The 23,722-nt window shown below is 45.3% G+C and carries 19 protein-coding genes and 1 riboswitch; of the genes, 2 read left to right on the top strand and 17 right to left on the bottom strand.

What is annotated here, in order from left to right:
- The first annotated feature begins 162 nt into the window (after nt 1-162).
- Nucleotides 163-915 (top strand): putative porin, encoded by a 753-nt coding sequence (locus tag G5T77_RS14390; RefSeq protein ID WP_166137449.1) that lies wholly within the window; start codon nt 163-165, stop codon nt 913-915.
- 61 nt (nt 916-976) lie between these two features.
- Here G5T77_RS14390 and recJ read toward each other — a convergent pair whose 3' ends face one another.
- From recJ to G5T77_RS14340, 10 genes are all read right to left on the bottom strand, one after another.
- Nucleotides 977-2,680: a single-stranded-DNA-specific exonuclease RecJ gene (gene recJ, locus G5T77_RS14385; RefSeq protein WP_166137452.1), complete on the bottom strand. Its 1,704-nt coding sequence runs from the start codon at nt 2,678-2,680 to the stop codon at nt 977-979.
- Between the two features lie 2 nt (nt 2,681-2,682).
- Nucleotides 2,683-3,339, bottom strand: a complete 657-nt coding sequence (pdxH, locus tag G5T77_RS14380) for a pyridoxamine 5'-phosphate oxidase (protein WP_159123794.1) — start codon at nt 3,337-3,339, stop codon at nt 2,683-2,685.
- Nucleotides 3,340-3,354: 15 nt separating this feature from the next.
- A complete protein-coding gene (gene glmM / locus G5T77_RS14375; RefSeq protein WP_166137455.1) occupies nt 3,355-4,686 on the bottom strand; it encodes a phosphoglucosamine mutase in 1,332 nt (443 codons plus the stop codon).
- A 122-nt stretch (nt 4,687-4,808) separates the two neighbouring features.
- Nucleotides 4,809-6,275, bottom strand: coding sequence for an IMP dehydrogenase (gene guaB, locus G5T77_RS14370; RefSeq protein WP_034170242.1), 1,467 nt, complete (start codon nt 6,273-6,275; stop codon nt 4,809-4,811).
- A 262-nt stretch (nt 6,276-6,537) separates the two neighbouring features.
- A complete protein-coding gene (locus tag G5T77_RS14365) occupies nt 6,538-6,903 on the bottom strand; it encodes a YkgJ family cysteine cluster protein (RefSeq protein WP_166137458.1) in 366 nt (121 codons plus the stop codon).
- Nucleotides 6,904-7,002: 99 nt separating this feature from the next.
- On the bottom strand, nt 7,003-7,800 hold the full coding sequence (locus G5T77_RS14360) for an MBL fold metallo-hydrolase (protein WP_159123793.1): 798 nt from the start codon (nt 7,798-7,800) through the stop codon (nt 7,003-7,005).
- 186 nt (nt 7,801-7,986) lie between these two features.
- Nucleotides 7,987-8,562: a TMEM165/GDT1 family protein gene (locus G5T77_RS14355; protein WP_159123792.1), complete on the bottom strand. Its 576-nt coding sequence runs from the start codon at nt 8,560-8,562 to the stop codon at nt 7,987-7,989.
- Nucleotides 8,563-8,635: 73 nt separating this feature from the next.
- Nucleotides 8,636-8,776, bottom strand: a riboswitch (yybP-ykoY riboswitch).
- Between the two features lie 88 nt (nt 8,777-8,864).
- A complete protein-coding gene (locus G5T77_RS14350; protein WP_166137461.1) occupies nt 8,865-10,892 on the bottom strand; it encodes a 2-oxo acid dehydrogenase subunit E2 in 2,028 nt (675 codons plus the stop codon).
- Nucleotides 10,893-10,894: 2 nt separating this feature from the next.
- Nucleotides 10,895-13,597 carry a pyruvate dehydrogenase (acetyl-transferring), homodimeric type gene (gene aceE / locus G5T77_RS14345; protein WP_125279167.1) on the bottom strand — a complete coding sequence of 901 codons (2,703 nt, stop codon included), beginning with the start codon at nt 13,595-13,597 and terminating at the stop codon, nt 10,895-10,897.
- 350 nt (nt 13,598-13,947) lie between these two features.
- Nucleotides 13,948-14,637, bottom strand: coding sequence for a M23 family metallopeptidase (locus G5T77_RS14340; protein ID WP_034170247.1), 690 nt, complete (start codon nt 14,635-14,637; stop codon nt 13,948-13,950).
- Nucleotides 14,638-14,747: 110 nt separating this feature from the next.
- Between G5T77_RS14340 and G5T77_RS14335 the strand changes: the two genes are divergently transcribed.
- Entirely contained in the window at nt 14,748-15,188 is a 441-nt protein-coding gene (locus G5T77_RS14335) for a DciA family protein (protein ID WP_004781492.1), read from the top strand.
- A gap of 99 nt (nt 15,189-15,287) precedes the next feature.
- On the opposite strand, the gene lpxC is transcribed toward G5T77_RS14335, so the two are convergent.
- The 7 genes from lpxC to murG all read right to left on the bottom strand — a co-directional run bounded on the left by lpxC (nt 15,288) and on the right by murG (nt 23,397).
- Nucleotides 15,288-16,190: a UDP-3-O-acyl-N-acetylglucosamine deacetylase gene (gene lpxC / locus G5T77_RS14330; protein ID WP_034170289.1), complete on the bottom strand. Its 903-nt coding sequence runs from the start codon at nt 16,188-16,190 to the stop codon at nt 15,288-15,290.
- A 126-nt stretch (nt 16,191-16,316) separates the two neighbouring features.
- Nucleotides 16,317-17,504, bottom strand: coding sequence for a cell division protein FtsZ (ftsZ, locus tag G5T77_RS14325; RefSeq protein ID WP_166137464.1), 1,188 nt, complete (start codon nt 17,502-17,504; stop codon nt 16,317-16,319).
- A gap of 159 nt (nt 17,505-17,663) precedes the next feature.
- Nucleotides 17,664-18,926 carry a cell division protein FtsA gene (gene ftsA, locus G5T77_RS14320; RefSeq protein ID WP_034170249.1) on the bottom strand — a complete coding sequence of 421 codons (1,263 nt, stop codon included), beginning with the start codon at nt 18,924-18,926 and terminating at the stop codon, nt 17,664-17,666.
- A 71-nt stretch (nt 18,927-18,997) separates the two neighbouring features.
- A complete protein-coding gene (locus tag G5T77_RS14315; RefSeq protein ID WP_034703611.1) occupies nt 18,998-19,852 on the bottom strand; it encodes a cell division protein FtsQ/DivIB in 855 nt (284 codons plus the stop codon).
- Nucleotides 19,853-19,855: 3 nt separating this feature from the next.
- Nucleotides 19,856-20,785: a D-alanine--D-alanine ligase gene (locus tag G5T77_RS14310; protein ID WP_166137467.1), complete on the bottom strand. Its 930-nt coding sequence runs from the start codon at nt 20,783-20,785 to the stop codon at nt 19,856-19,858.
- Nucleotides 20,786-20,838: 53 nt separating this feature from the next.
- Entirely contained in the window at nt 20,839-22,287 is a 1,449-nt protein-coding gene (gene murC, locus G5T77_RS14305; RefSeq protein WP_005232692.1) for a UDP-N-acetylmuramate--L-alanine ligase, read from the bottom strand.
- 12 nt (nt 22,288-22,299) lie between these two features.
- Nucleotides 22,300-23,397 carry an undecaprenyldiphospho-muramoylpentapeptide beta-N-acetylglucosaminyltransferase gene (gene murG / locus G5T77_RS14300; protein ID WP_034703617.1) on the bottom strand — a complete coding sequence of 366 codons (1,098 nt, stop codon included), beginning with the start codon at nt 23,395-23,397 and terminating at the stop codon, nt 22,300-22,302.
- Nucleotides 23,398-23,722: the final 325 nt, after the last annotated feature.

The raw sequence follows: 23,722 nt of genomic DNA, 5'->3' as shown, positions 1-23,722 counted from the left end.
CTCTTAACTGACTGGCATTACATCTTCGGATGGGTTTTTTTATTGCACTTTAAACAAGCATTTAGGTAGTTTTTGCACATTGACGGGGCGATTATTATCTGTACAATTTGTTACAACTGTTAATAAAACAGCCATATTTTATAACAAAGAGAGAAAATCTAAATGTTTAAGAAACTTACTCTTGCTACAGTACTTATTGCTAGCCTAGGAACTGCTCACGCTTATCAAGCTGAAGTGGGCGGTACGATTGCTCTGGTTGATCCAGACAATGGGGATACTTCTACTGGTTTCGCAATTGATGGAACTTACTACTTCAATCCAGTCCAAGTTAAAAACTCGCCTCTTAATGAAGCAGCATTTTTAAATCGTGCAAGCAATATCAATGCAGCGGTTTCTTATATTGATTACGATTTATTTGATGTGACTACATTTAATGTAGGTGTTGAATATTTTGTTCCAAATTCAGATTTTTATGTAAGTGGTAATATTGGTCAATCATCTACTGATACACCTATTGGTGATGATGACACAACTCTTTACTCAGCAGAATTAGGTTATTTACCGGTCCCTGGTCTATTAGTTGCTGTTGGCCTAGCTGGTTATGACAATGACGCAGGCGATGATGTTGATCCAACCTTACGTGCCAAATATGTTACTCAAGTCGGTCAATATGACATGAACTTTGAAGGTGGCGCAAGCTTCGGTGATCTTGATGCTTATAGCCTCGGTGCAGATTTATATTTAGACAAAACTTTCAGTGTTGGTCTGGGCTATTCTGATTCCGATATTGATAATAGTGATGTTTTCACTATTCGCGCGAAGAAATTCTTCAATCAACAAGTTAGCCTAGAAGGTTCAATTGATTTTGCTGACGAAGGCAATATCTTTGGCGTACGTGGTGCATACCGCTTCTAATCTCCAAGATTAAAAGTCCAAAAAAAAACCGCTCAATTGAGCGGTTTTTTATTTGAATAATTTATTGTTCCAGATGAGCAATTCGCATTTGCAGGCTAACATTGCCATTAAAGACATTTTTATCCAGTTCATAGACCAGACGTACATGCTGTTTCATCGGATCAAACTTGTATTTATCGATGGCACTAAAGGCAATCGCATCCACAACCTGTCCATTCTCTAAGGCAACACGTAATTTCAGATGTACATCCTTGAGCCAGCGGTAATCCAGAATCTTAAAGATGCCTTCAAAAATCGGTTGAGGAAACTTTTGTCCCCATGGACTTAAGTTTTGCAGTAAATCGACCGTTTCAATTTGGAAAGCTGATGCCGGTAGTTCCCCATCAGTCCACAGCGTAGCGGTAAATAGGCTTTCATCCATCTCTGCAATCAGCTGTTCAAAGACCTGTTTAAATTCAGCAAAATGCTGCTTTTTAATGGTTAGTCCCGCTGCGGCCGCGTGCCCACCAAAATGGCTGACCAGATGCGGATACTGCTCTGCTATCCGTTCAATACTATCCCGGATATGAATCCCTTCAATGGAACGTGCTGAACCTTTGATATGAATCCCATCTTCATCTGCTGCGAACACAATACTTGGACGATGGAACTGTTCTTTTAAACGCCCCGCCACAATCCCGATCACACCCTGATGCCAGTGCTGTTCAAACATGATCAGCGCGGCTGGCAAAGTATTCTCATCCAGCTGGATTTTTTCCAGTTCAGTCAAAGCTTCTTGCTTGATTTTGCCTTCTACCTGACGACGTTCGACATTGAGTTTATTCAGCTGTTCTGCGAGTGGATAAGCGGTTGCCAGATCCGGAGCAAGCAAACACTCGATCCCGATATCCATGGTTTCCATACGACCCGCTGCATTAATGCGTGGGCCAAGCACAAAACCCAGATCCTGCGCTTTGAGCGTAGCTGCATCACGACCAGCAATCTCTAGCAAGGCACTGATGCCAGGTCGGCAAAGATGATGTTGAATCCGTTTTAAGCCGGCATCCACCAGAATACGGTTGTTATAGTCCAGACTTGCGACATCTGCATAAGTACCTAAAGCGACCAGATCCAGATAATTGGTAATAACCGTTGAAGATTTACCCAACTTTTTACGATGAGTCGATAGATTTGCCAGAACATAAAAAGCTACCCCTACACCTGCCAAAGCCTTACTTGGAAAATCACAACCCAGCTGATTGGGATTGACCACAGCCTCTGCTGCAGGTGTAGGCTTGGTAGTTAAGTGGTGATCGGTAATAATCACCTGCATACCATGATCTTGCGCCTGTTTCACGCCTTCATGACTGGAAATCCCGTTATCCACTGTGATTAAAAGATCCGGCGTAAAATTAGCAAAAGCTAGATCCGCAATCGCAGGTGTCAGGCCATAACCATACTTAAACCGGTCAGGAACCAGATAGTCGACATGAGCACCCATATCACGCAGAGCAAGTACCATCAGTGTGGTACTGGTCGCCCCATCAGCATCATAGTCACCGACAATTACGATTTTCTGGCCGGCATCTATAGCCTGATCAATCAGCTGGACCGCTTCCGTTAAGCCTTTCATGGTCGGAGCCAGCAGATGCTTGAGTTTCAGCTCCAGCTCCTGTTCAGATTCCACGCCACGGCGTGCCAGAATGTTAGCTACAAATGAAGGCACGCCCTGAAAAGATTCAGGGCGTGTCAGTAAAGGTCTTTGCTTGATTTCAAGTTTAGGCATTGTTATGGCATCAATCGTTGTAGTTTCCACGCCCCATCGATTTTTTCATAACTCAGGCGGTCATGTAAACGGTTGGGGCGCCCCTGCCAGAATTCATAATAGTCCGGCTGCAAACGATAGCCGCCCCAGAATACCGGTTTATCCAGCTCTTCCTGATTGGCAACCTGCTGATGCAGATTCCAGAAACGTTGCTGTAGTTCTTCACGACTCGCAACCACACCACTTTGCGGAGTACTGATATGAGCAGCGATCTGACTTTCACGTGGACGTTTATGATAATAATCAGTCGATTCTTCTTCCGAAATTTTAACTACCTTACCGCTAATCCGGATCTGACGTTCCTGTTCCTGCCAGTAAAACAGCAATTCTGCATACGGGTTTTCGGCCAGATCCAGACCTTTTTGACTGTCATAATTGGTATAGAAATCATAACCCGCTTCAGTGGCACCACGCAGCAACACTGTGCGCACATGCGGACGACCCTGTGCATTTGCAGTTGCCAATGACATGGCATAAGGTTCATGCAGCTGTGCAGCAAGGGCATGGTTAAACCACTGCAAAAACTGCATATGCGGATTGGGATTGACCTGATCTTCATGTAGCTCGCCTTTTTGGTAGTTCAGACGCAGTTCACTTAGATCCTTAATCAGATCGCTCATTCACTCTTCCCCCATTTAAGCGGCGTTGGCACGTACCGCATCAGCCAATGAATTTGCCAGTGTGGTTACCTCTGCAAGATCCTCGCCTTCCACCATGACACGGATCACCGGTTCAGTCCCTGATTTACGGATCAGTAAACGGCCACGGCCTTTGAGCTGTTCTTCAGCTTTGCTAAATTCTGCAGTCAAAGCAGGCACTGAGTACGGGTCAAACATGGTATTCAGACGTACATTCACCAAGACATTCGGCAATAATTTAAAATCAGCCACTAACTCGTGCAGTGCTTTCTTCTGCTCGACCATCACGGTTAAGACTTGCAGCGCAGCAATAATCGCATCGCCTGTGGTGCTCTTGTCCAAAGTCAGGATATGGCCTGATGGCTCACCACCAATCGACCAGCCTTTTTCTTCCAGACCTTGCAGTACATAACGGTCACCGACTTTGGCACGTAGCAGCTCTACCCCAGCTTTCTCGAGGGCCAGTTCCAGCGCCATGTTGCTCATCAAGGTACCAACAATCCCAGCTGGCTTATTTTTTGCCTGAGTCGCAAGAATATACAGAATATGATCGCCGGTAATTTGCTCACCGTTTTTATCGACCATAATCACGCGGTCAGCATCACCATCGAAGGCTATGCCTAAATCAGCACCATGCTCAACCACTGCTTTTTGCAGATTTTCCGGATGAGTTGAACCACAGTTCTCATTTATATTCAGACCGGTCGGTTCATCATAGATGGAAATAACCTTAGCACCCAACTCACGGAAAACCGCAGGGCCAACGCTATAAGCTGCACCATTGGCACAGTCAACGACAATGGTTAAATCATTCAGGTCTAAATGGTATGGGAAAGTCGACTTACAGAATTCGATATAACGGCCATTGGCATCTTTCACACGGAAACTTTTACCCAAGTTCGCGTTATCTTCAATTACTAGTTCTTTTTCCAGTTCCTGGTTGATCTCATCCTGCAAAGCATCAGGCAGTTTTTTACCTTCACTCGAGAAAAATTTAATCCCATTATCGAAATACGGATTGTGTGATGCAGAAATGACAATACCGAGACTAGCATGCAAAGCACGGGTCAAATGGGCAATGGCAGGTGTTGGCAAAGGTCCAAGCAGATGCACATAGACACCTGCCGTATTGAGTCCTGCCTGTAGCGCAGATTCCAGAATATAACCAGATAAACGGGTATCTTTCCCCAGTACCACCAATGGTTTGTTTTTTTTGCTATTTCGTTTTAATACTTTTCCTGCCGCAAAACCTAATTTCAGGGCAAATTCAGGTGTAATCGGTAACTCACCAAATTTTCCACGAATACCATCGGTACCAAAATAACTCATGCTTTGTCTCACTTCTTAGCGGGTGATTTACATCATCCTTTTTCATTGTGCAACACTGTACACCAAAACAAAAAAGCCGTCATGAGGATGACGGCTTTTTTAGAGTAAACAATCAGCGAAAGTTAGCCCATACGGTAGTTTGGCGCTTCTTTGGTGATGGTTACATCATGCACGTGAGACTCAGACATACCGGCAGATGTGATTTTCACAAACTTGGCATTTTGACGAAGATCATCAATCGTTGCAGAACCGGTATAGCCCATAGAAGAACGCAGACCGCCCATCATCTGATGCACGATATTGCCCATTGGGCCTTTGTACGGTACGCGACCTTCAATACCTTCAGGAACCAGTTTTTCAGCACCGGCTTTAGAATCCTGGAAGTAACGGTCAGCAGAACCAGTTGCACCGGCCATCGCACCCAAAGAACCCATACCACGGTAAGCCTTGTAGTAACGGCCCTGGAAGAATTCAACTTCGCCCGGTGCTTCTTCAGTACCGGCCATCAGTGAACCCACCATGATGGTACTTGCACCAGCGCCAATCGCTTTTGCCATATCTCCAGAGAAACGGATACCACCATCAGCAATCAATGGAATCTGTTCTTTCAATGCACGTGCAACAGAATCAATTGCAGAAATTTGTGGCATACCAATACCAGCCACAATACGAGTTGTACAGATTGAGCCAGGACCAATCCCCACTTTTACGGCGTCCGCACCCGCATCAAGCAAGGCAAGCGCAGCATCACCAGTGGCGATATTACCGCCAATCACTTGAACTTGTGGGTAGTTCTGTTTGACCCAGCGTACACGCTCGATCACACCCGCAGAGTGACCATGTGCAGTGTCCACAACGATCACATCTACACCAGCATCAACCAGTGCTTCTACACGGCTTGGTGTTTCAGCGCCAGTACCAACTGCTGCACCTACACGTAGACGACCTAGATCATCTTTACAGCTATTTGGATAAAGTTCCGCTTTACGGAAATCAGTTACCGTGATCAAGCCTTTTAATTCATTGTTTTCGCCAACAACGATCACTTTTTCAATACGGTTTTTTTGCAATAAGGCCTGAATGTTTTCTTTCGATTCGCCTTCACGCACAGTCACCAGACGGTCTTGGCCAGTCATGATATTGCTAACCGGCTGTTCCAGATTGGTTTCAAAACGTGTATCACGACCTGTCACGATACCAACCACTTTACCGTCTTTAACCACGGGTACGCCACTGATGTTATTCGCTTGAGTTACAGCGATCAGTTCACGTACTGTAGTTTCTGGGGTAACTGTGATCGGATCTTTCACCATACCGGCTTCAAATTTTTTCACACGGCGTACTTCTGCGGCCTGGGCAGCAATATCCATGTTCTTGTGCAGAATACCGATACCGCCATTTTGTGCCATCGCAATTGCCATACGTGACTCAGTCACAGTATCCATAGCTGCTGAAACAAGTGGGATATTCAGGTTAATGCCGCGAGTCAGGCGTGTCTTTAGAGAGACATCTTTTGGGAGAACAGTAGAGTAGGCAGGGAGTAATAGGACATCATCGAAGGTTAACGCGTCTTGAACGATGGTCAACATAACAGTCTCACTGGTAATTTCCGTGCGCTATTATAAACAAATTTAGCTCTAAATTTCATTGCAATTGCAAAATTTATTTTGTCTAAATCTGGACTTAGATTTAATCCGAATATCTAAACCTGTAAATTTGACTATTCAATCAACAATTTAAATATGCCAGAGTAGTCATCATATTTATTTGCTTTACAAAATCCCTTACTAATTTTTTCTCCCATAAAAAAAGCAGAGTCCATACCCTGCTTTTTAAATCTTGAGTTTGAATTTAGCTCACCCGTTCGAAATTATCATCATTTTCGGCTTCATCCGGCTCAATCTGGATGAATGGAATCATATTGTGTGCCATCCGTGCTTTATTGCACTGGGCATCAGCGATCTGCACTTCTTTACAGGATGAGCTACGTAGCTCGTACATGCCGCAACTCACCTGCTCGCCAATCTTGCCTTCTAGCGCAACACAGCGCGGATTTTTCTGATTGGTTCCCGCCATGCATGAATAGACCGAGGTGACAGGCTCAGTATAGTGCTCAGGCATGGGAATCCCCTCTGCCCAATAAAATGAAACCCTGAAATAGGCGCAACATGCGCCACAACTTAAACATGCATCTTGTGTAGGAACTTGAGACAACATTTCTTATAAATTCTCGTCATCAAAAACAGTTTTTTTGCCGGCGGAAAATATAAAAAATGTTGTTTTTCTACTCAAGAAAAAATTTAAAATTTTCTTGAACTATTCAGGACAAGTAAAAACAGTTTCATCCATTAAATCAGTGCCACATTCCAGTGTTTCAATCCAGTCCAGAAACTGGTTAATCTGTTCTTTACCCACAAATGGTGTTCCATGTTGTGGCACAATCATGTCTACATCCATGGTACGTACCATCTGTACCCATAAACGAATCACCTTGTTATTGCACATATAGCGCTGGTGAAATCCTTTCATTTTCGGAATGTGCGCTGCAAAATTTTCCAGTGGCTTTGAAGCATCCTCGACCATTGACGCCCCCATATCACCAGAAAACAGGATCTTGGCAATCGGGTCATAAAACTGGAAATTACCGACTGAATGTAAAAAGTGCGCTGGAATAGCAATAATGCTGGATTGACCGAGTGGAATGATCTGACCATGATCCGGCAATTCAACCAGACGATCCAGCCAGTTACCTTTCATACGGTCACTCATAAAGGCTGAATTCAGATGCGGCAAGAAACGCGCCCAGAGCTTGGAAGCCACGACTTTGGCTTCGGTATAGACCAGCCAGCGCGGCATGGAGGTAATAATGTCCGGATCCTGATGCGATGCCATCACATAATCCAGATTGCTTAACCGGGTATAGCGGTTCAGTTCCATGGTCAACGGTACATAAGTTAAATCACCGCCCGGATCAAGTACTGCAGCACGCTCATTGTCTAAAATCAGAAATTGGTTTGCCTGGACACCTTCACCTTTAACGAGACTGGTAAAACTAATACATTTATGTGTCCCATTATCAAACAAGACTTGCGATGTGGTGCGCTCGAAGGCCATCAGTAATCCCCAATTTTTTTCGTTTAGGATGGTTTTTCTATAGGCATATAACATATAGGGAATTAAATGAACTTACAATCAATAAAACTGGATATATCACTTTATTTATCAGTAAATTGAGCACAATTTCACAATAAAAAATCCCGAGTTTTTAGCTCAGGATTTATACGAAATTGATTTTTATTTTTAAAATAAATAATGTTGTGCCAAGGTGCCGACACCGATGATCAAGAAAATACTGGCGCCAATTTTATGAATCAGGCCGATTGGAAGTTTATTCGCCAGTTTATCACCGATAAATACCGCAGGTGCGTTGGCAATCATCATTCCGACGGTAGTACCCATCATCACCCAAAGCACACTGTCAAAACGTGCTGCCAGTGCCACTGTCGCAATCTGGGTTTTATCACCAATTTCAGCCAGGAAGAACAGCACAAAAGTCGCACCAAACACGCCGTACTTTTGCCATTTATTGATACTGTCGTTTTCATCCCCTAATTCATCCGGAATCAGCATCCAGATTGCCATCCCAATAAAACCGACTGACACGATCCACAGCAAAATTTCTGGCCCAATAACGGTAGTGACCCATTGCCCCAGGGCTGCTGAAAGACCATGGTTAATCAGGGTTGCCAGTAAAATTGCAATTAAAATCGGTGTCGGTTTGCGGAAACGTGCTGCAAGAAGCAAAGCCAGTAACTGGGTTTTATCACCCATTTCGGCAAGTGCAACGATGGCCGTGGAAAGCAGGAATTCGTACATGCGGTCTTTCTCTGGCTGGCATTTTCTACCGATGATTCACCCTTCCCGCCAGCCAAAATCTGCAGAATGGTAAATCAAAGGTCTTGCCAACAAAAGAAAGCTTCGAGAAGCTTATTTGGTTCTTTGCTATGATGACCATGCCCTGTTGAGCAAATATGTTGACCATCACCCTTCTGCTTTGCGCAAAAGGCGGCTACTCCCCAATGAAGTGCGCCCATTATAGCCAACCGTGTTTATATTTACAAATTGTCATATAAAAAAACCCTGCCGGAGCAGGGTTTTTATTTTCATACATTCATGAATCAGATCAAGAGTGTACGAATATCCTTTAACAGCTTGGTCAGCTTATTGGTAAAGCGTGCAGCATCGGCACCATTAATTACGCGATGGTCATAAGACAGTGACAGTGGCAGCATCAAACGTGGATCAAAGCCCTCCCCATTCCATACCGGTTGCATGGTTGCTGGGGAAATTCCCAGGATCGCCACTTGCGGCCAGTTCACCAACGGCGTAAATGCTGTACCGCCAATTGAGCCCAAGCTGGTAATCGTGAAGTTCGCACCTTGCAGATCTTTAGGTGACAATTTCTTGTCACGCGCTTTCTGGCTTAATTCACCGAGCTCAATGGCGATCTGCTTGATCGACTTCTGGTCCGGGTTACGTAATACAGGAACAGTCAAGCCATCTGGCGTCGCAACCGCAATGCCCATATGGATCTCATTACGTAGCAATACCGATTTACCGTCATCAGACAGGTGACCGGCAAACTCGCGTTCTTCTTTGAGCAGATAAGCTACAGCCTTGATAATGAAAGCCATGATGGTCAGGCCAATACCTTCTTTCTTGAAGTTGCCTTTCAGCTCATTACGCCAAGCTTCCAGCTCAGTGATGTCTGCTGCATCAAACTGGGTCACTTGTGGGATATAGTTATTTAAAGATAACTGTGGAATCGAAACCTGTTGCAGACGCGTCAAGGCTTTCTCTTCTACCCCACCAAAAGCACTGAAATCAGGCAGTTTTGGTAAGCCAGCAGGAGCTGTAGCTGCCGCAGGTGCGGTTGTTGTTTGCGGTGCAGTCAGACGATCTTTCACATACGCAAACAGGTCTTCTTTCATTAGACGCTCATGCGGACCAGAAGCTTTCACTTCTGCCAATACCACACCCAGTTCACGAGCCAGTTTACGCACAGCAGGACCAGCATAAACTTTGGCATTGGCAGCGTTCTGCTCTTTGGTGAGCTTGTCTGCACTATGCGTTTCAGGTGTCGCAGCAGGTTCAGCTTTTGGAGCTGTGGCTGGTGCAGGCGTAGCTTTGACTGCAGGTGCTTCTGATTTTTCCGCTGGAGCTGCAGCAGGTGATGCTTGTCCTTCAGCTTTAATCGTAATCAGTGCCACACCTTCAGAAACACTCTGGCCCAGCTCAACATGAATCGCCTTAATCACTCCGGCAGTCGTGCTTGGCACTTCTACTGTCGCTTTATCCGATTCGACCACGATGATGCTCTGGTCTTTCTCCACCGTATCACCGACCTGTACCAGAATTTCTGCTACAGCAGCCTTGTCGACACCCAAGTCAGGTACTTTTACTTCAATATCGCCTGCAGGGGATGCCGCCTGTTGTGGTGCTGTTTCAGTTTTGGCTTCAGGTGTTGCTTGAGCTTTTGGCTTTTCTTCTGCTTGAGGCGCTGCTTGCTCAGCAGCTGGTGCTGAATCTGCAGTTTTCACTGTCAGAATCAGCACCCCCTCTTTGACTGAATCACCTTCCTGAATATGAATCGCTTCTACAGTACCTGCAACTGTACTTGGTACTTCAACTGTTGCTTTATCCGATTCAACCACGACCAGGCTTTGATCCACCTCAACTTCATCGCCAACCTGAACCAGAATTTCACCCACCAGGGCCTTTTCTACGCCAATATCCGGCAATTTCACTTCTACAGTAGATGTAGAAGCCGATTGAGAGGCCTGTTCACTTTGGCTAGAGGCTTTAGGCTGATGTGCCGCCACTTCCTGCAGGATTTCCTCATCAGGCAATTCAGTTGGAGTATTTTCCGAAGTTTTGTCAGCAGCATCAGCTTCCTGACTTTCTACCGTACTGGCATCATCTTCAGCCTGCAGTTCAATCAGGACAGTACCTTCAGATACTTCATCACCCTGATTGATCAGGATGTTTTTGACCACACCTGCTGAAGTGCTTGGCACTTCAACAGAGGCTTTATCCGATTCCAGCAGCACAATACTTTCATCTACAGCGATGGTGTCACCCACCTTCACCAGGATTTCTGCCACAGTTGCCTTGTCTACACCAATATCTGGAGTCGTAATTTGCATGATTAGTTCTCCTCTTTGTAGTCAGCAACTGGATGCAATTCAGGAGTCGCCTGAGGTGCCCAAGCCACCGGACGATCAGTATCTAACTCAAAGCTAGAGATCGCGTCTTTCACTAAACGTGCATCGACTTCGCCTTCATCTGCCAGCTTCTTCAAGGTTGCTACGACAATATGTGCAGCATCGACACCAAAGTAGCTACGCAGGTTGCCACGGGTATCTGAACGGCCATAACCATCGGTACCCAAGGCTACGAATGGACGGCTATCTGGAAGATAGGCACGGATCTGTTCGCTATAGGCACGCATGTGATCGGTAGCCGATACCACAATACCGTCCTTGTCACGTAACTGCTGAGACACCCATGGCTCTTTCGCTTCTTCAGCCAGTGGATGCAGGCGGTTATATTCTTCACATGCCATACCATCGCGAGCGAGTTCGTTAAAGCTGGTCACGCTCCAGACATTGGCATGAATCTGATATTCCTCACGCAGGATTTTTGCGGCCTTGATGACTTCACGCAGAATCACGCCTGAACCCATCAACTGAACCGTCGCTTTTTCGTCTTCTTCCAGCAGATACATACCACGCTTGATGCCTTCTTCTGCACCTTGCGGCATTGGCGGATGTTCGTAATTTTCGTTCATCAAGGTCAGATAATAGAACACACGCTCCTGATTCACATACATACGTTGCAGACCATCATGCACGATCACAGCAAGCTCATAGCCAAAGCACGGGTCATAAGAGACACAGTTTGGAATGGTGTTGGCCAGAATATGCGAATGACCATCCTGATGCTGCAAGCCCTCACCATTTAAGGTAGTACGGCCAGCGGTTGCACCCAGCAAGAAGCCTTGCGCCTGTGCATCACCTGCGGCCCAGGCAATATCGCCAATACGCTGGAAGCCGAACATCGAGTAGTACATGTACATCGGAATCATTGGCAGGTTATTGGTTGAATAACTGGTCGCCAAGGCTGCCCATGCGCTCATCGCACCGGCTTCGTTAATCCCTTCCTGTAACATATGACCGTCTTTGGCTTCACGGTAATGCATCAACTGTTCCTGATCTTCAGGGGTATATTGTTGACCATGCGCTGCATAGATCCCCAATTGACGGAACATCCCTTCCAGACCAAAGGTACGCGCTTCATCTGGCACGATCGGTACCACACGGTCCTTGATTGCTTTCTCTTTTAATAAGGCAGAGATGAGACGAACCATGACCATGGTGGTGGACTGTTCTTTACCGTTTGAACCTTTGAGCACAGCATCAAAAACAGAGAGCTCAGGAATTGGTAAAGATTCGCTTTCTTTGCGACGTGCTGGCAGATAACCACCCAGTGCTTCACGGCGTGCCTTCATATATTTAATTTCAGGCGAGTTTTCGCTTGGGCGGTAGAATGGAATTTCTTCCAGTTGTTCATCAGTAAATGGCAAGTTGAAACGGTTACGTACGTATTTCAACGATTCCAGCTGCATTTTCTTGATTTGGTGGGTCTTATTCACCGCTTCAATTTCATCAGACAGACCATAACCTTTTACGGTTTTCGCCAGAATGACCGTTGGCTGACCTTTGGCCTTGGTCGCTTCTGCATAGGCAGCAAAGACTTTGTACGGGTCATGACCACCACGGTTCAGATTATCAATATCTTCATCGCTCAGGTCTTTGACCAAAGCTTCTGCTTCTGGATATTTACCAAAGAAATGTGCGCGTGCATAAGCACCACCTTTCACCTGATAGCGCTGATAATCACCATCTACTGCTTCTTCCATAATCGCTTTGAGTGCACCAGATTTGTCTTTATCCAGTAGCGGATCCCAATGACGACCCCAGACAACTTTAATCACGCGCCAGCCAGCACCACGGAACAATGATTCAAGTTCCTGAATGATCTTGCCATTACCACGTACCGGGCCATCCAGACGCTGCAAGTTACAGTTCACCACCCAGATCAGGTTGTCCAGCTTCTCACGACCCGCCAGTGAAATCGCGCCCAAGCTTTCCGGCTCATCCATTTCGCCATCGCCCAGATAAGCCCAGACTTTACGGTCTTCTTCCTTAATCAAGCCACGGTTCATCAGATACTTTTGAATATGCGCCTGATAGATCGACATGATTGGACCCAGACCCATCGATACCGTCGGGAACTGCCAGTAATCTGGCATCAAGTAAGGATGAGGATAAGAGGGTAAGCCTTTGCCGCCGACTTCACGACGGAAATTATTCAGATGCTCTTCAGTTAAGCGACCTTCTAAAAATGAGCGGGCATAAATCCCCGGTGCACAGTGACCTTGATAGTAAATCAGGTCGCCACCGAAGCTGTCGTTATTGGCACGGAAGAAATGGTTAAAACCCACATCGTATAAAGTGGCAGATGAAGCAAAGCTGGCCAAGTGACCACCTAAGTCATCACCGGTTTTATTTGCGCGAAGCACCATTGCCAAAGCATTCCAGCGGATCAGCGCGCGAATACGGCGCTCCATGTCCTGGTCGCCCGGCATCGCAGGTTGTTCTTCTACAGAAATAGTGTTTAAGTAGGGAGTATTTAAACGCTGAATAGGAACATGTTTGGCAATTGCGCGTTGATAAAGTTTTTCAAGTAAAAAGGCGGCGCGCTCGGTTCCCATGTGCTGCAAAACGGAGTCAAAAGCGTCTTGCCATTCTTGGGTTTCTTGAGCGTCGGTATCTCCATAAAACGCCATAATCTACAGTTCCTGAAAGCCAAATTGATCACTTATATGTATCATATTTACGGCTTATGCAGGTATGGCCTTGGCTGAATGCGGTTCTGGAGTACTATTTATTATCTAAATATACATTGACACTTTATTACACAAAGTAACAAAAAGAAGTCAATAATGGCGATTTTTTATACGACAGTTATAATTCTCGGTGATAATATAATATCTAAAAGCAATTAGACCGAACTCCTTCTCTACTCCCTGGAAGAAATGTTCAGTCTAATTGCCTTAAAAGCGGTTTGATTGATTTTTTATGAGTATCAAGTATCAGACGTATTAAAGTATTTCAGTTATTTTGAGCAAAGCTACGCTTAAGGCAACATTGCTAAATAAGTTGAAGGATTTTTACGTTGACCGTCTTTTACTACTTCATAGTGTAGATGAGGACCAGTACAACGACCTGTACAACCTACATTCGCAATATGATCACCGGCTTGCACCTGATCTCCCACACGTGCAATCAAGCGTGAAGCATGGGCATAACGAGTAAGGTATCCATTACCATGGTTAATTTCGACATACTGACCATAACCTGTACCCCAACCCGATTTGGTTACGATACCAGGACCAGTTGCATAGATCGGTGTACCGCTTGCAGCAGCCAGATCTAGACCTGAGTGATTTTCAGCACGACCACCCATGGTACGGCCGCCAAAATTTGAGCTGACACGTTTCATGTCGGGTAATGGATGAGCCACTAACCACGAATAAGGATTATTTGAAGATGCAACTTTACTGGATGAAGAATTGCCATATTTTTGAGCAATGGTCTGATTATTCAGTTCAACCGGTTTTTCACGTAGCTGAACATTTAATTTAGTTTGTGCGGGAATATCAATATCTTCAGGATGGGTATAAGAACCCTGCGATAAAGTACGTGTTAACTGCTCAAGACGGTCAGGTGTAGCATCTTGTTGATTCAGATCCACTAAATCTGCAAAAGCTACTGAAGCAGCTGAAACCGAAATAGAAAATGCCAATAGGATACGTCGCATAGGCATATGCATAAAAAACCTCTCTAAACTGCTAATCGAGTTTCTTGAAGATCTCTTCCTTGATATCCACTTTAAGAAGCGCATAAGATTAAGACATAAACATGTAGGAATTATGTATGTCGGAACCTGTCAACGTCTTTCAAAAAACAAGAAAACAGATAAAAACAGGAAACTTTTCGTTTCTCTCATCACAAGTTTCTGCATGGCAGAAGCTTACGAAACTCGTACAACCGCTATTGCCTCAACCCGAACAATGGCAAGTTGCCTGCTATCAAAATGGTGTGTTAACGATTACTGGTGAAAACCAAGCCATGATTTCTCAATTGGCCTATCTTCAAAAGCAATACATCTCACAACTCTCTCAAATAAACGAATTAAAAGATCTCACTAAAATCCAGGTTTGCTTAAGGAATCCATCCCCTGTTCAACCGGTTCCAGAAAAATCTGAAAGAGCCTTGAGTCCAGAAACACAGGAATTACTTCGCGGTGCTGCTGACTTTATAAGCGACCCTAAGCTTAGCCAAGCTTTACTACGTTTGGCAAGCAATAAAAAGTAACATTGCAATGAGATGTAATAAATTCCAATGTTATTTTTATGTGACAGGCGTCACATTAGATGCAGCTAAGTTATAACACAAAGACACAAAGACAAGGACTTATGTCACAGTTACATAACTAATTGGACATTGAGTTACGTCATCAAATGTTACAATTTCATAGCTGCTTGGGTCACTTTTCACGTTACGCAATAGTTGATTATTCAAAGCATGCCCTGATTTGTAACCATCAAATTTGGCAATGATCTGGTGGCCTAGCAGGTATAAATCACCTACTGCGTCCAGAATCTTGTGACGTACAAACTCATCCGAGAAACGCAAACCTTCTTCATTGACCACACCAGTTTCATCTACACCGATGGCATTTTCCAAGCTTGCACCCAAAGCCAGATTATTGGCTTTCAAGTAGTCAAGGTCTTTCATAAAGCCGAATGTACGCGCTTCACTGACTTCATAAACGAAGGTTTCTGTAGAAAAATCGATGCTGGCAGACTGATGTTCTTTTTTAAAGGCAGGGTGATCAAAATCAATAGTGAAATTTAGCTGAAAGCCGTCGTGTGGGCTGAAAATCGCCCGTTTATCATCGATCAGGGCTTCAACAGGTTTAATAATTTTAATAAATTTCTTTGGTGCATCTAGTTCTTGCAAGCCGCCCTGCATGAGCAGATAAATGAAAGGTCCGGCACTACCATCCATAATGGGAACTTCTGAAGCTGACACTTCAATAATCAGGTTATCAATGCCCAGTCCCGCAATGGCGCTCATCACATGCTCAATCGTACCCACTTTGGCATTTGACTGAACCAGATTCGAACACATGAAGGCTTCCTGGATCAATAAGGCATCCGCAGGAATATCGACAGGTGGATCCAGATCAATACGACGAAACACAATGCCCCCATCGGCGTGGTGTGGCACAAAGTTAATCATAACCTTCTGCCCACTATGAAGACCGATTCCGCTCGCTTTCACGATACGTTGCAGGGTACGTTGTTTCAACATGCTTTTTATCATCTGTTCACCAATAAAACCGCTATACGTTAGCATATTTGGCCATTGATAAAAAACAAAAGGTGGCTCTAAAGCCACCTTTTCTGTGCAATCATCGTAAACACATGCTGTTACATATTACTTACGCTGTTGATTTTTAAGATAATCTTGGATGCTCATTGGCGTTGGACGCGGGCTAGAAACTGAAGCTGCAGGATTAGCTGCTGCACCTGCTTCATTTTGCTGACGCTGAATTGCCGGTACATCATCATCTTCAACTACTGCCTGTGATGCTGATGGACGTGCTGCCTGTACATTCGCGCGTTTAGTCGGCTCAACCGAATCTGCAGCATGGCGAGTCAGACCAGTCGCAATCACTGTGACGCTGATTTCATCACGAGCATCAGGATCAAATACTGTACCGTAGAAGACCTGACCTTCGTCTAGATCCACGATCTGGTTTACAACATCAGTAATTTCTTCGATTTCACCGAAGGTTACGTCATCACCACCCGTCACGTTAATCAGAATACCTTTGGCATTCATGATGGTGACGTTATCCAGTAATGGGCTGCGAATCGCCTGTTCTGCTGCCTGACGTGCACGGTTTTCACCACGACCCAAGCCTCCCCCCATCATGGCATAACCACGTGTACTCATTGCAGTTTTCAGATCGGCGAAGTCAAGGTTAATGTGACCAGGACGTACCACCAGATCAAAGATACTACGTACCGCATTCAACAGTACATCATCCGCTTTTTTATATGCATCCTTCATTGAAATATCACGGAAGACTTTCAATAGACGCTGGTTTGGAATGATGATCAGAGAATCTACGTGCTGTTCTAACGCTTCAATCCCCTTCTCGGCAGATTGCAGACGGCGTTTACCTTCAAAGTTGAATGGTGTAGTTACGACACCAACAGTGAGGATACCCATTTCTTTAGCAATTTCAGCAACGACTGGCGCAGCACCGGTACCTGTACCACCACCCATACCGGCAGTAACGAATACCATATCGGTACCTTCAAGCTGCTGGCGGATCAGTTCACGGCTTTCTTCTGCTGCCGCTTGACCGACCTGTGGATTTGCTCCAGCACCCAGACCACGTGTACTTTGCTCACCCAGCTGAATTTTAAATTCGGCTTCCATGCGATCCAGTGCCTGTTTGTCTGTATTGGCACAGACGAACTTTACGCCCTGGATATCGGACTGCAACATATGCTGTACAGCATTACCACCCGCACCACCTACACCAAATACAGTGAAACGGGCTTGACCATTGCTATCGCTATGATCTTCTTCGAAAAATTCAAATGAGGCCATGACCTATAAAATTCCTAATTCATAATTGGCAGTCACTAAGCCCGTATACTGCCTTAATCTTGATAAAAATTGTTTTTAAGAATGCTGCTCAAGCAGGCACTTGTCAAGTACAAGCCGGATTAACTACAACTTCCCAACAATATTCACAATAAAAATCGCTTAAAAGATCGCTTTTAACGTTTCGTTAAAACCTGACCATGCCCGTTTAATGCGCTGTGTTACTGATAATTTGTCCCCGTCTTCGGTTTCAACGAGGGTTTCCTGGGTATCACTCTGACTAAACATCAGCAAACCAGCCACTGTTGCGTACTGGGAACGACGTAAAGCCGCCTGGTGCTGTTCATCCGCATAGACCTGTACCGGCGGATTGCCCAGATGTGCAGATACACCCAAGGTACGGCGTACAAAGCTGACCATACCTTCAATCTGACTGGCATCACCAGTCAGCACCACACCATGATACAGTCCCTGCATCGCGCCATGGTTCACCAGTTCATCACGCACCAGACCCATGATTTCTTCATAACGCGCCATGATAATTTCAGTCAGTTCAATCCGGCTAATGGTTTGTGGTCCATCAATGCCCTGGAACTGAATCATATGCTCTGGTTTAACCACTTTCAGGTCAACACAACCATAGAGCAATTTCAGACGTTCTGCTTCTTCTGTCGTAGTCTGTAAAACTGCTGCGATATCACGGGTCACATGTTCACCGCCACGCTGAATGGTATGGGTTAATGCCAAACGGCCATCCAGATAAACAGCGACATTGGTGGTTCCCGCACCGATATCCACCAGACACACGCCATATTCTTTTTCATCTTTGAGCAGGCTGGCTTCAGCGGTAGCCAGACAGGACACCACCATTTTCTCCACACCGATATTGGCCCCTTTTAAAGCGCGGTCAATATTCTGCATGGTGCTGATCGGTAACATCATCAAGTGATAATGCCCGGTCATGCTATGTGCCGACATACGGATCGGGTTGAGTACCCACTCAGGTGCATCATCCAGCTCGAAGCCCAATGGTACCGCACTCACCAGATAATGATCTGAGGTGACATGACTGGCTTTGGCCAGCTCAAGTGCCCGTACCACTTCACTGGTCGTAATTGAATGTTCACTATTATCAATGGTGGTACGACCCGAGGCATAAAAGCTTTTTAATTCAGCACTCGGGATCGAAATCCACGCAGAATGCACACGACATTCAGCCATATCTTCCGCTTCTTGTACGGCGTTTTTAATGGCGGTAATGACTTTATCGAGACTGACAATTTTTCCTTTATTCATGCCTCGGTTACGAGCGGTCGCCATTCCAATCACTTGGATATTGTCTGGCGCGTGTACCTTACCAATCAAAACTGAAACTTTGTGTGTCCCAATGTCAATCGCCACAACCGAGGGAACAGCTTCACTCATTATTAACTACTACCATTACGTGTTTGTTAGATTTATGGCTTTATAAGGCCTCTAGTTTTTAAAGCCGGTCATTATGGCTTTACTGTTACATTATTCTCAACGCCCGTGTCATTAATGGTTACAATAAATTGACCATTTACAATTTTAGGCGGAATTGAATTTTTCCATTGAATCGCCAATCCATTACGATAACGCAGGTCAATCGCTGAAATTTTTGACCATACCGGTTTTAGTTCGCTATAGGACAGATGACTCAAACGTTGCAACTTGCTCATGGTCTGGTCTTTATCGACAATCACACGCAAACCTGAATCAAACTGCATAAACCACGTCATTCGTTCAGTTAAATATAATTCTTTTAAACGAATACCTTGTGGTAAAAATAACTGGTTGATTTCATTATAACGTCGCATCATGGTATTTGCATGAGTAGAGGGTCCATGCAGCAACGGTAAAGCTGAATAATCTTTAGGACTGACTTCAGTGAAAATAATGCCACTATCACTTAGCAGTCGTCCTGTACCCCATCGTGCAATAGCATGATGCGGCATCACCCGGACATGAATCTTGTCTGGCCAGGCACGAGACACTACGACACGGTCCACCCAGGACAATTCCAGTGCGCGGTCACGAATCGATTCCAGGTCCGAAGTGAAATAGTTTTCAGTCACAATCGGTGAAACGTACTGCATGACCTGGCGCTCTTCAGCTGCTGAACGCGTTCCTGCCACTTTCAGCTCTGCTACCTGAGCATCCGTCATCACCTTATACAGGCCAAAAATCCCAAAAGCCAGCACCACCAGCGCGACACACAACAAGGCCCAACCACCCAGGTTGGTCAGTTTTTCTTTGCGTGTCGGCGGCTTGTCGTGAATTGAGGTAATCGCAGCACGTTTACGGCGCATGGTTGCTGGGAGTTGAGCCATAACTTAGTGTGCCGCACCGTTTAATGTTTGTTCCAGAATCGCTACACAGAGCGCATCAAAACTATAGCCGACGGCTGCTGCCGCTTTTGGTACCAGAGAATGACTGGTCATCCCCGGAACTGTATTCACTTCCAGCAACCAGAAATTACCCTGTTCATCCTGCATTGCATCAATACGGCCCCAGCCACTTGCACCCACTGCCTGGAAGGCACGTAGAGCCAAGGCTTGCAATTCTTTCTCTTCAGACTCGCTTAAGCCACATGGAATGCCATATTCCACATCATTACGCTGATATTTAGCTTCATAGTCATAGAAAGCCACATCTTCTGGCGGTTGCAGACGAATGACAGGTAGGGCCTGACCATTCAGAATTACAATGGTAAATTCACGGCCTGTGATCCATTTCTCTGCCATAACCACGGCATCATGTTCAGTGGCTTTGGCAATCGCATCAGCAAAGTCTTCTACTTTTTCAACTTTACTCATACCAATACTCGAACCTTCGTGTACAGGCTTAATGATCAGCGGCAAATCTAGAGCAGATACAATTTCTTGCGCATTCGAGTTCTTGGTCACGATACGATATGGCGCAGTAGGTAATTCTGAACCCTGCCAAACCTGTTTGGTTTTGACTTTATCCATACCAATGGCAGAACCCTGTACGCCTGTACCGGTATATGGAATATTCAACCATTCCAGCGCACCCTGAATCTGACCGTCTTCACCGCCACGACCATGCAATACCACAAACGCACGATCATAATTTACTAGCTCGGTAACACTACGCTCTTGTGGATCAAACGCTTCTGCATTGACCCCAGAACGCATTAATGCCTCAAGTACGGCGGTTCCACTATCTAGCGAAACCTCACGCTCTGCAGATTTACCACCCAGCAATACGGCAACTTTTCCGAATTTTGAAGCATTTGACACGTTTATATCCTTAAACTTTTTGAATCTGTTCAATCAGTCATAACATGACTATTTTACTTTACATATAAATGATTTTGAGCAAGTTCGATTGAGATTGCTCCAACATTACCTGCGCCTTGGGTTAATAACAAGTCATTTGCTTGCAATACCTTTTTCATCACCTGGCTCAGGTTCCCCTCAACCGGATCAATCAGGATTGGTTCAACTTCCCCACGTAAACGGATACTACGTGCCAATGCGCGGCTATCTGCACCTACAATTGGCTTTTCCCCTGCCGGATACACTTCAAGTAAGAGCAGCTGATCAACTTGTGAAAGCACTTCTACGAAGTCATCAAAACAGTCACGGGTACGGCTGAAACGGTGCGGCTGGAACATCATCACCAGACGGCGATCTGGATGGCTGGCACGAGCCGCTTTAATAGTGGCTTCTACTTCTTTTGGATGGTGACCATAGTCATCGACCAGTTTCACATCGCCGCCTTCAAGTTCGAATTGACCTTGTACCTGGAAGCGACGACCTACACCACTGAAGCCTTCCAGTGCACGGCAAATAGCTGCATCGGATACGCCTTCATCCGTTGCAATCCCAATTGCAGCCAAGGCATTGAGTACATTGTGCAGACCCGGCTGATTCACAGTCACGCGTAGCGGCTCACGATCTTTACGTAATACGGTAAAGTGGCTGCGCATACCTTCCTGTACGACATCGACGGCACGAATGTCATTATCTTCATTAAAACCATAAGTCAGTAATGGACGACCAATACGCGGCATGATTTCACGGATATTGGCATCGTCACCACACACAACCGCCAAACCATAGAATGGTAGTTTTTGTAGGAACTGGATAAAGGTATCTTTTAAAACATCGAAGCTACCGCCATAAGTATCCATATGGTCAGCATCGATATTGGTCACCACGGCAGCCATTGGTTCTAGATACAGGAATGAGGCATCTGATTCATCGGCTTCTGCCACGATATAACGACTTGCACCCAAAGCGGCATTCACACCGGTACGGTTTAGCAAACCGCCGATCACATAAGTTGGATCCAGATTTTCTTCTGCCAGCATACAGGTGATCAGGCTGGTGGTTGTGGTTTTACCGTGAGTGCCTGCAACCGCGATCCCGTGACGGTAACGCATCAGCTCACCCAGCATTTCTGCACGGCGGACTACCGGTGTACGGGTTTCAAGAGCCGCCTTGATTTCCGGGTTTTCCTTATCAATCGCGGTAGATACCACGATGACATTGGCACCCTTAATATTGCTGGCTGCATGGCCGATATAGACCTTGATACCATTTTCTTCTAATTGAGCCGTAGTTTTAGAGGCCTTGATGTCTGAACCAGAAACTTTATACCCCTGGTTTTTCAGTACTTCCGCGATCCCGCACATCCCTGCACCACCAATCCCTACAAAATGGATATGCTTGATCCGGCGCATTTCCGGGACTTTAATTAATTTCTTTGCTTGGTCTGCTGGGGTTACTGGAGACATAATTTACTCGGATTACAATTCTTGAATTAAACGGACCACATGCTGGGTCGCATCGGGTTGAGCCTGACGGCGTGCTTTTACCGCCATTTCCATCAATACCTGACGGTCAAGCATCGGCTCTAATAAGGTTTTTAAACTGTCTGGCGTCAAAGTAGCCTGCGGGCAGATTTTAGCTGCCTGCTGATTGGCCAGGAATTTGGCATTCGCAGTCTGATGGTCATCAACCGCACTTGGAAGCGGTACAAAAATCGCGGCTACACCGGCAGTTGCAATTTCAGTAACCGTCAGTGCACCGGCACGGCAAATGACCAGATCGGCGTCGCTATAAGCTTGGGCCATATCTTCAATAAACGGCTGAACTTCAACCTGCAAGGAGGCGGGTTTGTCTGCATAACGTGCGCGCGTTGCTTCAGCATGATTTTGACCACACTGATGATAGACATTTAACGGCACATTCAACTGTTTCAAGGCTTCCGGCACACGTTCATTTAAGGCTTGTGCCCCAAGTGAACCACCAACAATTAAAATTCGTAGCGGCTGGCCAGCTTTTTCCCGCTCCTGATAACGCCAGGACGGATTTAAAATTTCTGTAATTTCTTTGCGTACCGGATTACCAGTAGTCACCACTTTATCTTGTGCCGGGAAAGTATCAGGAAAAGCTTGACATACCGTTTTAGCGACCCGTGACAACTGGGTATTGGTAAAACCCGCGACTGCATTTTGCTCGTGAATAATTACAGGAATACCCAGGATCCGCGCTGCCAGACCACCCGGTCCTGCCACATAACCGCCAAAGCCTGCAACAGCTTCGACTTTGAGCTGTTTCATATGCTTCATAGCACTAAGAGTGGCTTTTAAAATTTTAAACGGGGCCAAGACTTTACGCACAAAACCATTGCCACGCACACCTTGAATATCGATTTGATAAATTGGAATATTATGGTTTTTTAATAATCGGTTTTCCATGCCCGCTGGTGTTGCCAACCAGGACACTTCAATTCCTTGTTGTTGTAGATCTTTTGCAACGGCTAACGCTGGAAACACATGTCCACCCGTACCTGCGGCCATCATCATGACATGTTTAGGCTGTTTTTGCTGAGCGTCGGTCACGGTCTAATTCTTCAATTAAAAAATGAAACAGGAGGTCTAATTTAAGTCATCAATTGTAATCACAAACGCTTGCCCTTGAAAGTTTATTTACCTTATTTCAACAAGCGTTTCATTGTTTTTTTCATACTAATTTGAAGTTTAAACTAGTTTTATTATAAGGTCTGCATTTTTCCTTAGACTTAAGTGAAATATAAGCATAATTTTTAAATATTTTTCATTTAATCTTTTTATAGTCATTTCCTAAATCTATACATTTTTCACTAATTACTGCTATTTTTCCATTTAATTCATCCTATTAACTTATGCCTAAATCATATAAATCTGA

The sequence above is a fragment of the Acinetobacter sp. GFQ9D191M genome, assembly GCF_011174875.1.
Taxonomy (GTDB): Bacteria; Pseudomonadota; Gammaproteobacteria; order Pseudomonadales; family Moraxellaceae; genus Acinetobacter.
Note: the sequence above shows the minus strand (reverse complement) of the source record. Positions and strands in the feature narration are given on the sequence as shown.

What these genes read in the sequence shown, in the direction of transcription:
- G5T77_RS14350 (WP_166137461.1), bottom strand. Translation starts at nt 10,892, where the DNA reads ATGCAAATTACGACTCCAGATATTGGTGTAGACAAGGCAACTGTGGCA.
- pdxH (WP_159123794.1), bottom strand. Translation starts at nt 3,339, where the DNA reads ATGAGCGATCTGATTAAGGATCTAAGTGAACTGCGTCTGAACTACCAA.
- G5T77_RS14390 (WP_166137449.1), top strand. Translation starts at nt 163, where the DNA reads ATGTTTAAGAAACTTACTCTTGCTACAGTACTTATTGCTAGCCTAGGA.
- recJ (WP_166137452.1), bottom strand. Translation starts at nt 2,680, where the DNA reads ATGCCTAAACTTGAAATCAAGCAAAGACCTTTACTGACACGCCCTGAA.
- guaB (WP_034170242.1), bottom strand. Translation starts at nt 6,275, where the DNA reads ATGTTGACCATCGTTCAAGACGCGTTAACCTTCGATGATGTCCTATTA.
- murC (WP_005232692.1), bottom strand. Translation starts at nt 22,287, where the DNA reads ATGTCTCCAGTAACCCCAGCAGACCAAGCAAAGAAATTAATTAAAGTC.
- G5T77_RS14360 (WP_159123793.1), bottom strand. Translation starts at nt 7,800, where the DNA reads ATGGCCTTCGAGCGCACCACATCGCAAGTCTTGTTTGATAATGGGACA.
- ftsZ (WP_166137464.1), bottom strand. Translation starts at nt 17,504, where the DNA reads ATGGCCTCATTTGAATTTTTCGAAGAAGATCATAGCGATAGCAATGGT.
- ftsA (WP_034170249.1), bottom strand. Translation starts at nt 18,926, where the DNA reads ATGAGTGAAGCTGTTCCCTCGGTTGTGGCGATTGACATTGGGACACAC.
- aceE (WP_125279167.1), bottom strand. Translation starts at nt 13,597, where the DNA reads ATGGCGTTTTATGGAGATACCGACGCTCAAGAAACCCAAGAATGGCAA.
- glmM (WP_166137455.1), bottom strand. Translation starts at nt 4,686, where the DNA reads ATGAGTTATTTTGGTACCGATGGTATTCGTGGAAAATTTGGTGAGTTA.
- G5T77_RS14340 (WP_034170247.1), bottom strand. Translation starts at nt 14,637, where the DNA reads ATGCCTATGCGACGTATCCTATTGGCATTTTCTATTTCGGTTTCAGCT.
- lpxC (WP_034170289.1), bottom strand. Translation starts at nt 16,190, where the DNA reads ATGTTGAAACAACGTACCCTGCAACGTATCGTGAAAGCGAGCGGAATC.
- G5T77_RS14335 (WP_004781492.1), top strand. Translation starts at nt 14,748, where the DNA reads ATGTCGGAACCTGTCAACGTCTTTCAAAAAACAAGAAAACAGATAAAA.
- G5T77_RS14315 (WP_034703611.1), bottom strand. Translation starts at nt 19,852, where the DNA reads ATGGCTCAACTCCCAGCAACCATGCGCCGTAAACGTGCTGCGATTACC.
- G5T77_RS14365 (WP_166137458.1), bottom strand. Translation starts at nt 6,903, where the DNA reads ATGTTGTCTCAAGTTCCTACACAAGATGCATGTTTAAGTTGTGGCGCA.
- G5T77_RS14355 (WP_159123792.1), bottom strand. Translation starts at nt 8,562, where the DNA reads ATGTACGAATTCCTGCTTTCCACGGCCATCGTTGCACTTGCCGAAATG.